The 11,456-nt window shown below is 64.7% G+C and carries 12 protein-coding genes; 5 read left to right on the top strand and 7 right to left on the bottom strand.

What is annotated here, in order from left to right:
• Positions 1-25: 25 nt before the first annotated feature.
• Positions 26-709, bottom strand: a complete 684-nt coding sequence (locus tag PP359_RS00490; RefSeq protein ID WP_499249667.1) for a hypothetical protein — start codon at positions 707-709, stop codon at positions 26-28.
• Positions 710-1,046: 337 nt separating this feature from the next.
• Here PP359_RS00490 and PP359_RS00485 point away from each other — a divergent pair, with 337 nt between their 5' ends.
• Positions 1,047-1,997, top strand: coding sequence for a hypothetical protein (locus PP359_RS00485; RefSeq protein ID WP_499249666.1), 951 nt, complete (start codon positions 1,047-1,049; stop codon positions 1,995-1,997).
• A 514-nt stretch (positions 1,998-2,511) separates the two neighbouring features.
• On the opposite strand, the gene PP359_RS00480 is transcribed toward PP359_RS00485, so the two are convergent.
• The 3 genes from PP359_RS00480 to PP359_RS00470 are packed head-to-tail and all read right to left on the bottom strand — an operon-like array spanning position 2,512 to position 4,264.
• Positions 2,512-2,712 carry a hypothetical protein gene (locus PP359_RS00480; protein ID WP_499249665.1) on the bottom strand — a complete coding sequence of 67 codons (201 nt, stop codon included), beginning with the start codon at positions 2,710-2,712 and terminating at the stop codon, positions 2,512-2,514.
• 35 nt (positions 2,713-2,747) lie between these two features.
• Complete coding sequence (locus PP359_RS00475; RefSeq protein ID WP_499249664.1) at positions 2,748-3,470, bottom strand: hypothetical protein; 723 nt, start codon at positions 3,468-3,470, stop codon at positions 2,748-2,750.
• A gap of 5 nt (positions 3,471-3,475) precedes the next feature.
• Positions 3,476-4,264, bottom strand: coding sequence for a DUF1883 domain-containing protein (locus PP359_RS00470; RefSeq protein ID WP_499249663.1), 789 nt, complete (start codon positions 4,262-4,264; stop codon positions 3,476-3,478).
• A 134-nt stretch (positions 4,265-4,398) separates the two neighbouring features.
• On the opposite strand from PP359_RS00470, the gene PP359_RS00465 reads away from it, so the two are divergent.
• Genes PP359_RS00465 through PP359_RS00450 form a run of 4 tightly spaced genes read left to right on the top strand, consistent with a single transcriptional unit; the run spans position 4,399 to position 8,228 of the window.
• Positions 4,399-5,316, top strand: coding sequence for a NaeI family type II restriction endonuclease (locus tag PP359_RS00465; protein ID WP_499249662.1), 918 nt, complete (start codon positions 4,399-4,401; stop codon positions 5,314-5,316).
• On the top strand, positions 5,313-6,176 hold the full coding sequence (locus PP359_RS00460; protein WP_499249661.1) for an HNH endonuclease: 864 nt from the start codon (positions 5,313-5,315) through the stop codon (positions 6,174-6,176). The genes PP359_RS00465 and PP359_RS00460 overlap by 4 nt, the downstream gene beginning before the upstream one ends.
• Before the next feature lie 19 nt (positions 6,177-6,195).
• Positions 6,196-7,647: a hypothetical protein gene (locus PP359_RS00455; RefSeq protein WP_499249660.1), complete on the top strand. Its 1,452-nt coding sequence runs from the start codon at positions 6,196-6,198 to the stop codon at positions 7,645-7,647.
• Positions 7,644-8,228 carry a hypothetical protein gene (locus tag PP359_RS00450; protein WP_499249659.1) on the top strand — a complete coding sequence of 195 codons (585 nt, stop codon included), beginning with the start codon at positions 7,644-7,646 and terminating at the stop codon, positions 8,226-8,228. The genes PP359_RS00455 and PP359_RS00450 overlap by 4 nt, the downstream gene beginning before the upstream one ends.
• Positions 8,229-8,381: 153 nt before the next feature.
• On the opposite strand, the gene PP359_RS00445 is transcribed toward PP359_RS00450, so the two are convergent.
• The 3 genes from PP359_RS00445 to PP359_RS00435 all read right to left on the bottom strand — a co-directional run bounded on the left by PP359_RS00445 (position 8,382) and on the right by PP359_RS00435 (position 11,442).
• Complete coding sequence (locus PP359_RS00445; RefSeq protein ID WP_499249658.1) at positions 8,382-9,377, bottom strand: DNA cytosine methyltransferase; 996 nt, start codon at positions 9,375-9,377, stop codon at positions 8,382-8,384.
• A 116-nt stretch (positions 9,378-9,493) separates the two neighbouring features.
• Positions 9,494-10,924: a tyrosine-type recombinase/integrase gene (locus tag PP359_RS00440; protein WP_499249657.1), complete on the bottom strand. Its 1,431-nt coding sequence runs from the start codon at positions 10,922-10,924 to the stop codon at positions 9,494-9,496.
• 143 nt (positions 10,925-11,067) lie between these two features.
• A complete protein-coding gene (locus tag PP359_RS00435; protein ID WP_499249656.1) occupies positions 11,068-11,442 on the bottom strand; it encodes a hypothetical protein in 375 nt (124 codons plus the stop codon).
• Between the last annotated feature and the right edge of the window lie 14 nt (positions 11,443-11,456).

The raw sequence follows: 11,456 nt of genomic DNA, 5'->3' as shown, positions 1-11,456 counted from the left end.
TACGTCACCAACACACCCCCGTACGTCAATGTGACTGGTGACTTGGCTGCTCTTCCCAAGGGATCTCGAAGGTCATCGTCTCCGCCGTGCCGCCTGATCGGAGATCTGAGCTCAGTTGACTCGCAACTTCTGCCCATTGGGCCTTTGCCCACTCGAAGCCTTCCTGCCAACCGACGTTCGCGTCGTCGAAGAAGTAGGTGACCTCGAATCTGCCCTCTCCAAACTCAATGACGAGTTCACCGGTCGATGGATGAGTCTCGGGAACTGATCCTGAGATGGGCACGTCCGGAAGCCCATCCTTCGAGAACTGCCGAAAAGTGGGGTCAAAGATCATAGACAGTGTGCGGCTCGTCAGGATCATGTGTCCCGCGCGTTCGAAGCTGCGCTCCGAAGTGTCGTCGGGGAAGCCAGCGACCTGAGCCCCGAGACGTGCCTTGGCATCCTCACCGGCCGCGACGCCTGTCATAGAGACTCGATGCTCCTCGGTATCGATCGCGAGGATGGACACTGCGCGAGCCTCGACCGGGAGCCCCAAGCGATCAGCGGTGGCAGCAAAGAGAGCCGCCACCTCGACGCACTCCGCACGAGTTCCCCAAAGCTGCGCAATCATGCGCGTCAGCTCCGACAGCCATCGAGCCTCCCGCTCGGCCCTCTTTACCTTGTTCACTTCGCGCCCACCTTTACCCATGGGGCCGACTGTATCTGCCAAAGCAAGAGGATGGGCGTGTCGAGACGGCTCGGTTCGTCACGGTGGACTAGTCCCCCGATGCACAGTCCCACCCGCGCGACTCGGGCCAGAGTGCGCGTGACAGCGCGGTCGTCCGATATGGGTCGGCGCGTCATCCAGGGAGGAGAGTCAGCAGTGCGTCAGAGGTGCTCCGTAAGCTGAGGGGATGCCAGCGACTCGAACATGCGTATTCTGTGGCAGCTCTGAGCCACTCACACGCGAACATGTTCTGCCGAACTGGCTGAGCGCGATTGGTCTTCCATCCGACCCCGTTGAGCAGCGCGCAGGTCCTCTCAACCGGATCCCAAAGGCGATGGGGGTGAATGCGCCGTTCAAGACCACTGTCAAGAACGTCTGCAAGGCCTGCAACAACGGCTGGATGGGAAGTATCGAGGGCGTCGCGAAGCGAGTCCTGACACCGCTCATCCTCGGTGAATCCAGACATATCGAAGAAGGCGACCAGGGTGCGATTGCCCTATGGGCTCAGAAGACCGCCCTCATTTCGATGCTCCTATCCTCCGCCGAGGATCGAGCGCAGGGGTATGGACTGCCGCCGTCCGAGTACGAGCTGCTGTACGCGCGACGCGACATGCTCGAGCCACTCCCGTCCAGCCAGTTCTGGATTGGCCGCTACGCAGGCTCGCTTCAACTCGGTTCGGTCTGGGTCACGCCGCTTTCGGTTCAGATCGACGGCCTACCGGAGTCAGTTGGGCCCCACGCGTATGCCACGACGATTGCGCTCGGCGCTCTCCTTATTCATGGGATCCGCTACACGAGTCGCGAGTTCAAGCTAAGAACCGAACTACGACTTCCGTTGGTTCCGCTATGGCCCTCCACCGGGATGACCACCTTGGCTTCGGAAGCTGGTGTCGACAACGAGGCGTTCTTGAAGCTTGCACGAGGGCGCGAGTTCGCGCTTTCGGATCCTGCGTTGAAACTCCATCCCTGGCGCCCAGCAACCGAACTTGCGCCGAGCACGCTGAACGGATCGGTGGTCGACCTCCCCGCCCTCTGCGGCAAGCACGTTGTCCAGTATCCGGTCGACCTGGTCCACGAAGCCGGTCGCGGTCGCTACTACTGGTTCATGGTCGGGTGCTCCTGCAACATCGCGTACCTCATTCACACAGAACAGGACGGGGCGCACGCAAAAGTGGCGGACTCCGCCGAGCGAGTCGAGGAGATGTACGAATCGCTGGACGGTCCGGAGTTCGTGATTCAGAGCGGTGAGGCTCAGTTCTTTGTAAAGCGAGACGAGTCAGTTCTCTCCTGACCGCACGCATGCGTGACGTGGCGCTGAAGCTGGTCTATCTCATTGGGCCTTGGATCTTACGCGCGTCGTTCTCCTACGAGCTTAGGACCGCCTCACGGATATGTGACAGTTTCACCTACTCGTGCGGCAGTCCCCTGTACCGACGCTCGCTCGTCGCTGACGAGCTCGTAATTGTGTTGCCAGCATGGTCAGACGTTGCGCCCTAACGCGTCATCTCCAGGACTGTCGGGTGCTTCTGGCACCGCTCCCCAGAACACGGCTCGAAGTCGTCCGCCAACCAGTCCTCCTAGTCACCAGAGCTCGCCCGGAACATCGAATATGAAGCGCACGGAACACGGCCTAGCTACCGAGACAGGCTGGACGGCGGCGCGGATATGGGGATCACGAGGACGTCGGCCGCAGCGATGGAACGGGTCACTACGGCGCGCCGCACGGCCTCATAGGTGCCAGTCAGTCGCCATCTGGGCCGCCAACCCGGACGATGAGAACAGCATTGATCAGTTCCGCGAGGGCATCACCGATCTCCGCGGGGGTCGTCATGGGGGTTGATGGGCTGGCCCTGGTAGGCCAGGGCCAGCCCATAGATGCCCTTAGCCATGAGTGAGAGCTCCGGGTCAGCGAGCACGCTGCCAGGGATGGCCGTGGCGTCGGGATCACTCTCGACCGCGCGCAGGCTGACCGGGGCGATCCACCAGTCCGGCAGGGGCGAGCTCATCACGGGATTATTTTGGACGTGTGCTTCCTGCTGCATCAGCCGGATGTGCCGACTTCGAGCTCGGCTAGCTTCTTCCTGGCGGCCCTTGCCTGCGCTTCGGCTCTAGCGACCTCCCGGCGGGCCTTCTCGACGGCGGCTTTCCTCTGGTTCTCTGCGTCGCGTGCTCGGGTTGCGGCAGTGGTGATCCGCTCGGAGGTCACGATGCCGCGGGTAGCGTCGCAGTCCGGGCAGTGCGCGGTCGAGCCGCTGGACCAGTGCTGGTGTGTGTAGTGCTGGGTTCGCTCGACGCGATGATCGCAGGTCAGCAGGAGCACCCAAATATCGAGTTCCCGGCCCCGGTCCGCCGGGATGCTCTCAAGGATGCGGCGCACCCTTTCCAGTGCGGCCTCCGGTAGCGGGAGCGGCGGGCAGCACAGCCCGCAGTGCCGGGTACGCGATGCGCTGATGCTCCAGCTGTAGGTTCCGCAGTCCGGGTGCGCTGCCCTGTATGCAGCCTCGGCCGCGTCGTATTCAGCGCGTTCCTGCTCGGTGAGGTGCATGAGCGGCGGCCAGTCACCGAGGTTGTCGACGGCGGGAAGACCGCAGCCGCGGCAGAGCGCACCGGCCTGGGCTTCCTCCCGTGTCAGGTACATGCCCTGCTCGGCCCATTCGCGGCGTTTCGCCTCGTGCCGGAGAGCCCGGGCTTCCGCCTTCAGCGCTTCCGTCCGGCGGCGTTTCAAGGCACGCCCGGCTTTCTGCTCCTCGGTGAGCGTGGGCATGCGGGTCAGGCGGCGATGCTGTCGCGGACAACAGCGGCGATCTCGTCAGCGATCTCCGCGATCGTGCTGGTCGCGGTCGTGCGGGCGATCTTATCCGCGAGAGATGGCGACTGCCGCTCGACCTCTTCCTTCGAGATCTCGTGCCAGATCGGCAGCATGCGCTGCTTCCCGGCCACCGAGAGCCCGACGATGCCGTCGAGCTCGTACTGCGGCCATCCCTTGGCGAAGAACGACTTGGAGAATACGACGATCCCGAAGGAGGAGTGCGCCAGGCCGTGGTCGATCTTGCGGCGCAGGCTGTCGCCGATGCGCAGCTCGCCCTTGTCGATCCATACTCGCAGGCCGCGCTCTTCCAGAGCGGCAGCCAGCGGGCTGGCGACGGCCGCCTTGTCCTCGCTGGCATGCGAGATGAACACGTCCCACGTCTGCCCCGACTCATCCGGGGTCAGCCGGACCGGCGGCTCGGAGCGGATGCCCGACAGGGGCGCACTCCTGGCAGACCGGGCGGCAGGCAGGGCGGGCGGCTCGACCCGGACGCCGGAGCGGACCGAGGTTGCCCGCAGGCCCGCCAGGTCGACAGTGACGTACCAGGTCCCGGTCGAGGGGACGACGATGCGGAACGGGGTCTGATTTGCGAGCCCGCCGTAGTAACGGTGCTGGCGCCCGGTGCGGTAGCTGGTGAAGTTCGAGGAGTCCATGAGCCGGACGTTCGCCCCGGTGCTCAGCGTGACAACGACGGTTGAGCCCTTCTCGATCCTGCCAAGGTCGTACTTCATGAAGCTGGGTCCGGCCATGCGCGCTTCCTCTCTCTGCGCTGAGCGCGGGCTGCGCCAGCAGGGCCATTGAACCGTGCACCTCCGACATTCAGACTGGACACCGCGCGGCGGGGACCAGAAGTTAAGTGGGCTACGGCCCCTATGGTGAAGGGGTGAGCCTGTTTTACCTTCCCGCCCCCGCTGCTGACCCTGGCGTTGCCGCGGTCGTGGCAGAGCTGCGCCGGCTTGACCCGGACGGGACGCGGATGGCGAAGGTTTTCCGGGCCACGTTCGATCAGCTTTACGACGGCCAGCACACCGGCCGGTACAGTGTCGATCAGCTGTTCAAGACAGAGAAGACGCACTTCGGGACGCTCATCGAGATCAATCTCCAGCGCGAGCTCAAGTTCACCGACGGAGACGTGCTCGACTTCAAGATCGCCGGACTCGAAGTTGATTGCAAGTACTCGCATACGGGCGCGTGGATGCTGCCGATGGAGAGTTTCGAGCAGATCATCCTGGTGACCGAAGCAGATGACCAGCGCTCAGTGTGGAGTGCGGGGGTCGTGCGGGTAACCGCCGAGAACCGGCGCACGAGCGAGAACCGGGATAGGAAGACCGGTCTCAACGCCCACGGCCGCTCACAGATCACATGGCTCCACCGGGATGCTCCGATGCAGCCGAATGCGCTGCTCCAGCTCCCTCCCCAGGTCGTGGCCGAGATCATGTCAGGCCGGAGCGGGCAGGCGCGGGTGAACGAGCTGTTCCGTCAGGCAACGAATCGCCGCCTGTCCCGGAACATCATCGCGACCGTTGCCCAGCAGGACGATTACATGAAGCGCGTACGTGACAACGGCGGTTCGCGTAGCGCGCTCCGCCCGGAGGGCTACCTCATCCTCGGCGGCGACTACTTCATCCAGCGCGATATCGCTGCCGCGCTGGGCGCCATGGTTCCTGAGCCTGGTGAGGTAGTGAGCGTGCAGGTCGTGCCCGCATCACCACTTGAGGGTGTCGGGATCGACGATGAGTGGTGGCGGCTTGCGGGGCCGGATGATCAGATTGATCTGCCCGCACCGGTGCTTCGGCGATGAGCGGGAACGAGCTTCCGCGCCCCGGCAGCGACGAGCTGAGGGAGTTACTGACCCGCCAGGATCTGCGTTCGCTGTACGCCTTCCTCTACGAACGGCGAGAGAAGCCGCCGACGATGGTGGAGATCCGAGACCAGGCGTCCGCGGAGAACGGCGAGTCGCATTCGCAGACTGACCGCCGGGTACGGGAACTGCGTGGCTGGTTCCGGCTGCCCGCGGTGCGCACTGGCCGCAGTTATGTATACGTCCTCCAGGGCCGTGCAGGGACAGTCCGGGGCGGCCGCACTGGCATCTCTGCCACTGTAAGGGGCGAAGTGCTCAGCGCGCATCGGTGCGCGCAATGCGGGAAGACTCCGGCTGAGGATCACATAAAGTTGGAAGTGGATCACAAGATCCCGTACAGCTGGGGCGGCACAGACGATCCCGAGAATCTGCAGCCCCTGTGCACGCAATGCAATCATGACAAGCAGGCGTTCTACTCGTCGCTTGATCCCTTTGAGGAGCAGATCCGCGCCGCCACGTCCCACATGGAACCGCACCGTCGCATTGGTGAACTCCTCAAGGCATTCCACGCCGCGGGAGTTGACGCCCCTTCGCAGGTCATCGGCGTAGTCGCCTCGATGCACCAGTACCAGGAGGATTGGCACCGGCGCGTGCGGGAACTGCGCGAGCTCGGCTGGGGCTACACGACGAGCAGACGCAAGGAGAACGGGCGCGTACGCACTTACTATCGGCTGACCGCTTATGCGGAATGGCCTGACGGAAACATCGCTGCCGAGATTGATCACCGTGTTCGTGCGAGGAACCAGGCGAAGTTCCAACGCACTGTGGGGCCGGACGAATGGCATTCGCCGTCTGAGTGATAGCTGGCAAGATCGGATCATGAACAACCGAGAGATCTCCCGCCGGGATGCCAGCGGCGAGCTTGACCTGCCGGCATTCGAGACCGCCATCCTCGGTGAGATCGAGGCGCTGGGTCTGCCGTCCGAGGACATTCTCGTTCCCGTCCGCCAGCGCGTCGGGGTGCTCAATCAAATGGCTGGCGTTCTGGAGCCCGTGGATGCGGCGGCGCGCAGCACGAGCGCCTACCTATCGAAGTTCATGGCGGCGGTGGCGGCCGGGCTGTTTGACGCGGCCCTGAACTACCTCTGGGACGAGACAGTGTCCAGCGTTCGCGCGAAAGCCGCAGCGTACGACCTGAACTACTTCTTTGATCAGGCTGCCCCGCCGGGCTCGGAACTGCGGTCGAAGCTCCACGGGCCGGACGATATGCGGCTGATTGATGATCAGAAGTTGTTGCTGGCCGCCAATCGGATCGGGCTGATATCGGATCTGGGACTGCAGCAGCTTGATCTGGTGCGGTACATGCGCAACCACGCCAGTGCTGCGCATCCGAACCACGTGACTCTGCGTGCGCCTCAGCTCGTGGGGTACCTCGATGCGTGCATCAACGAGGTCATCAATCTCCCTCTGGCTCCGTCTGTGCTGCAGGTTCGCCTGCTTCTCACGAAGATCAAGGCGGCTCCGATCGAGCAGTCAACGGCGGCGGTGACGGGCGGCGGCTTCGAGGAGATGCCCCGCGAACAGGCTGACAACCTGGCTCTCGGACTCTTCGGGATCTACACGCGGCCAGGTGCTGACACGTATGTCCTCGAGAACATCCGTCTCCTCCTGCCCTACCTGTGGGAGCACGTGAGCGAAGAAGCCCGGCAGCAGTTCGGGACGAAGGCCCGGGGGTTCGGGGTCAACCAGCAAGCGGAAGAGTTCGCGCTCGCGAACGAGTTCCTGGAGTCCGTGGGCGGCCAGAGCTATCTCCCCGACGACCTTCGTATCCCCGTCATCGACGCCGCCCTCGACGCGGTCCTCACCGCCCACCATTCGTGGAGCAACTTCGCCGCGGAGGGTCCGCCTGTCCGCGAGCTCGGCAGGCTCGTCGGCGACGAGCCGAAGGTCCCGCGGGCAATCCAGGAGAAGTATGCCACCGTACTGGTGTACGTGTTCCTCACGAATGGGTCCGGTGTCTCGTGGTCCGCGAACCCGGTCTACAGGGAGCTCATCGGCAAGTTCACGACCCGAGAGTCAGCGTTTGCGCTCAACTCGATCACGAACCAAGCTGTGGCCAATCGCCTGCACAGCGCGCTCGCCAAGGAGAAGTTCAAGGAGCTTCTGGGCATCCTCAACCTGAAGGTCGTGAGCGGGGCGAGGCGTGATCTGTACGACGCGCTCGTCGCCTGGCCCGAGGCAGATCTCAACTCCGCACCGACGGCACCCAAAATCAAGCGCCTGCTGAATGAGGCGCGTCGCGTGAAGTCCACAACCCGGCTCATTGGATGACGGCGCAGGCAACGTTGGAGAACCAGGTTAAGGTCAAACGGGACATCGGGCGCCTGATCGCACACGGCCTTGCCTCGAAGCTGACTTTCGATCAGGCATGTATGAGAGCGGGGCTGTTCAACGAGATCTACCTGCACGGCACCATCAACGAGATCGTCGTATCGAACATCAGCACCGCTGACTTCTGGGTCAGGCCGGGCTATGCGCACCCGCAGTTGCAGGACGCGCCTGGGGCTCGGAAGAAGGCGGGCCGCTCCCGGGAGCTGGACTTCTTCATCACCCCTGCCGCCGGCCGTACGGGCCGCTCGCTGGCGATGGAGGTCAAATGGACCCCGTCGAGGCATTGCAGCTGGGGCAACGTTGTCTCCGATCTTTACCGGCTGAAGCTCATCGCGATGTCCGAGGCGACGACCGACTGCATGCTGGTGCTATGCGGACCGAGAGATGGGGTGATGAAGCTGCTCGATAAGGTGCAGGCGGAGTCTCAGAAGCGCGCTATCGGCAGGGTTTACGAGCCGGGGCTCGCGCTCCGATCCGCCGGCTCTACGACAGGAAGCGGCGGCATTGCGCCCGGTCGATGAGAACGGGCGGTTCCTGGGCGGCGATACCGTCCGAGAGCGGCTTCCGCTGGGGAGAAACGGGAGGCGCCGTATCCCGGCGGGGATCACGCTTCAGCTGGCGGGCGAGGCCACGGTCGGCGTGAAGGAATGGACTGCTGCGGTGTGGCGAGTGAGCTAGCTGACCGCGCGGAGTTTCATGCCCGTGCTGGTGCTGCGGCTGGCAACGGCGCCAAGTGCTTCCGCGATCGATCCTCCTATCGCCTTCGCGACTGGCGGCGGGAAGGCGTTACCGATCTGCCGGTACACCGACGTCTTGCGACCGGAGAAGTGCCATTCCGAATCGAAACCCTGGATGCGTGCGGCCATGTCATTCGTCAGCCGCGGCACGTAGTCCAGCGGTGCGTCCGGTGCGGGTGCCTCGTCAGCAATGCCCTTGCCGTCGACGCCGAGCTGCAGCCACGCCTGCTTCGCACGGGTCGGGCCGAGGTCAGCGCCGCCGTGCTTCTTGGAACCGCCGACCAACGTAGGCGCGATGTTGTTCGCGCGCTTAGCCCACTCTGCGGCGCCTTCCCAGCCGCGGGACCCCATGAGGGGGGCGAGGACGCGGCCGACGGTGGGCGGGGTGCCGATTGCGCGGGGCCACGTGAACTTGCGGAAGTTGCGGCGCTTCATCGCGACGAGGATGAACCGTGGCCGCAACTGCGGGACACCGAACTCACTGGAGTTGAACAGCTGCCAGTCAGCGTCGTAGCCCATCTCGTCGAGCGCATCCAGGATGGACTGCCGGTACGGCGCGAAACGCACGGAGGCGAGGCCCTTGACATTCTCCAGCATGACGGCGGTCGGGCGTGCCTCACGGACGAGCCGGATGGCCTCCGGGAACAGGTCGCGCTCGTCGTCGGCGCCGAGCTGCTTGCCGGCGATGGAGAACGGCGGGCAGGGCACTCCCCCGGCCAGCAGATCGATGCCTTTGTAGTCGCGGCCGTTGATGTCGCGGACGTCACCCTCGTGCACATCCCACTCGGGCCGGTTCAGGCGGAGCGTAGCCGCTGCATCGCGGTCGATCTCAACGGCGAGCGAGTGACCGAACCCGGCCATCTCAAGGCCAGACGACTGCCCTCCGGCACCTGCGCAGATCTCCAGGACACTCAGTTCGGGCGCTCTCGTCATGCCTCTTATCCTCTCATTGAAACGGCCAGATCCCGGGACCCTCGGGCGGCGTCACGGATCATGTCACGGACCTCGGACATCCCCCGTCAGCGGACCTGGCAGGTGTCGCCCGGCGGTCATCCGGCCCTGCCAAAGGCCCGCTCGAGATGCTCAGCCGTGACGGGGTTCACAGTCTCGCTGCGCTGGATGTAGTGCTGCATCGTGGTCCGCGGGTCGGTGTGCCCGAGGAGCTCGGAGGCGAGGAGCGCACCTTGCGCGTCGTTGACAACCGTGGCGACAGTGCGGCGGAAGCGGTGCGGGGTGACGTGCTCGATCCCGGCCGCATCCATCACGTCGCGCAGGAGCCGACGGATGTTATTCGTCGTGTGTGGCGTCCCGACCCGCGTGCTGAACAGGAGTGCACATGGTTCGTTGTCGCCGCTACGCAGCAAGCGCGAGCGGATCGCCTGCAACGCGAACGACGGCAACGCGACGCGGCGAACCGAGCGATCCGTCTTCGGATGATCTTGCCGGTGCGTGGGCTCATCCTTGCGGCTGATGATCGTTCCCGCGATCCGTGCCGTCGGGATCGGGTCGTCCAGGTCGAGGTCCTGGAGTCGGAGGGCGAGGACTTCGCCGATGCGCGCGGAGGTGCCGAGCATGACCTCGACGATCTGCCCGAGTTGCCGATCCGGCCTCGGCCCCGCCAGTATCCGCCGGGACTCCCAGGCTTTAATCACTGCACGGATCTCCTGCACCTCGCCGATCGTAAACGCGTCGGGGATCGTCTTCTTCCGATGCAGCCGGGAAACGTGATCCATCGGGTTGCGAGGCAGGATCTCGTGACGAACCGCGAGCGCGAGCGCGAGTCGGAGAACGACGCGGGCGTGCTTGGCCCGGCTGTAGCTGCGTCTAGCGAGTTGCTTGAGGAAGTAGTCGCAGCGGGCGACCCCGATCTCCCGGAGAGTGAGGTCCTTGAATGCTGGGAGGACGAGGGCGCGCATGTCGCGCTCGTAGAGATTCCTCGTGGTTCGTGAGAGGCGATCTTCGATCTCCATGTCTTCCAGCCAGTACGCGACGAGCTCAGGGAACGAACTGTCGGCACCCATCCCGTTGAAGCCGGGCTGGTAGAGGGAGCGTTCGGCGAGCTTCTGCTTGAGCTTGCGCTCCGCGGCGGCCCGTGACGGGCCGGTGGCCTGGACGAGCCGGTTGCTGCCATCCCAGTCCCGGTACCGGGCGCGGGCCACATGGTTGCCGTTCGGCTGGGCACGGGTGGCGATGACTCCGAAAGTTCCGACCGGCGTGCGGGGCCTACCCACGTGCGCCCTCCCCGCCCCGGGAAAGGTGGCAGCCCCGGTAGGGGCGGCAGGCTCGCGCATGGTGTCCATCCAGGCGCAGATGTCGGTGATGCCGAACATGATGCGCTTGCCGAAGCGGTAGGCGCGGGGTCCTTTGCCGTTGGCGCGCCAGTCGTAGATGGTGGATACTGGCACGCCGAGGTAGTCGGCGAGTTCGTCGATGTTCAGGAGCGGTTCCAGGCCGTGCGGGCTGGACTGGTGTCGATTCATCCCTCCAGTCTCGAAGGACAGATGACCGCGTCTGTTCTCCCGCCCTGCTCCCCGTCGAGTTGCCCGCAGCCCGGCACGCGTATTGGCGCCTGCCGTTGCGGCGTCGCTGTTCGAACGGTGCGGGCGAGGCCGCGATGCGGTTCCTATGGCGTGCGCGCCCTTGCCGGTTCAGCAGGCTCGATCGGCCGAGGCACACGACGGTCGCTGCGTCGGGTCGCCGACTCCTCCACACGAGCACGGATGAGGAGGACAACGCTGATCGGCCCCATGATGAGGAACTTGAGCGCGTTCCAGCAGAACAAGAGTACGAGGAGGTTCAGCCAGCCGGGACCGCCGTGCTCGATCAGGGTGAGGCAGTAGTTCGCGGCGAGGAAGTACGGCGCGGCGAGGAGCATCGCGGGGGTGCCCCATTTCAGGCCGCGGCGGGTGCGGATCGCGTCGAGCGCAACGTTGGTGGGCATATAGCGCCGCAGGTAATAGCGGACGTGGGCGCTAAGCGCCCAGAGCGGCCGGATCATGGCATTGTCCTCTC

The sequence above is a fragment of the Sphingomonas sp. BLCC-B65 genome (assembly GCF_028550675.1).
In the GTDB taxonomy this organism is placed as follows: domain Bacteria; phylum Actinomycetota; class Actinomycetes; order Actinomycetales; family Microbacteriaceae; genus Microbacterium.
Note: the sequence above shows the minus strand (reverse complement) of the source record. Positions and strands in the feature narration are given on the sequence as shown.

What these genes read in the sequence shown, in the direction of transcription:
- PP359_RS00475 (WP_499249664.1), bottom strand. Translation starts at nt 3,470, where the DNA reads ATGCCCACGCTCACCGAGGAGCAGAAAGCCGGGCGTGCCTTGAAACGC.
- PP359_RS00440 (WP_499249657.1), bottom strand. Translation starts at nt 10,924, where the DNA reads ATGAATCGACACCAGTCCAGCCCGCACGGCCTGGAACCGCTCCTGAAC.
- PP359_RS00450 (WP_499249659.1), top strand. Translation starts at nt 7,644, where the DNA reads ATGACGGCGCAGGCAACGTTGGAGAACCAGGTTAAGGTCAAACGGGAC.
- PP359_RS00455 (WP_499249660.1), top strand. Translation starts at nt 6,196, where the DNA reads ATGAACAACCGAGAGATCTCCCGCCGGGATGCCAGCGGCGAGCTTGAC.
- PP359_RS00480 (WP_499249665.1), bottom strand. Translation starts at nt 2,712, where the DNA reads ATGAGCTCGCCCCTGCCGGACTGGTGGATCGCCCCGGTCAGCCTGCGC.
- PP359_RS00445 (WP_499249658.1), bottom strand. Translation starts at nt 9,377, where the DNA reads ATGACGAGAGCGCCCGAACTGAGTGTCCTGGAGATCTGCGCAGGTGCC.
- PP359_RS00460 (WP_499249661.1), top strand. Translation starts at nt 5,313, where the DNA reads ATGAGCGGGAACGAGCTTCCGCGCCCCGGCAGCGACGAGCTGAGGGAG.
- PP359_RS00435 (WP_499249656.1), bottom strand. Translation starts at nt 11,442, where the DNA reads ATGATCCGGCCGCTCTGGGCGCTTAGCGCCCACGTCCGCTATTACCTG.
- PP359_RS00470 (WP_499249663.1), bottom strand. Translation starts at nt 4,264, where the DNA reads ATGGCCGGACCCAGCTTCATGAAGTACGACCTTGGCAGGATCGAGAAG.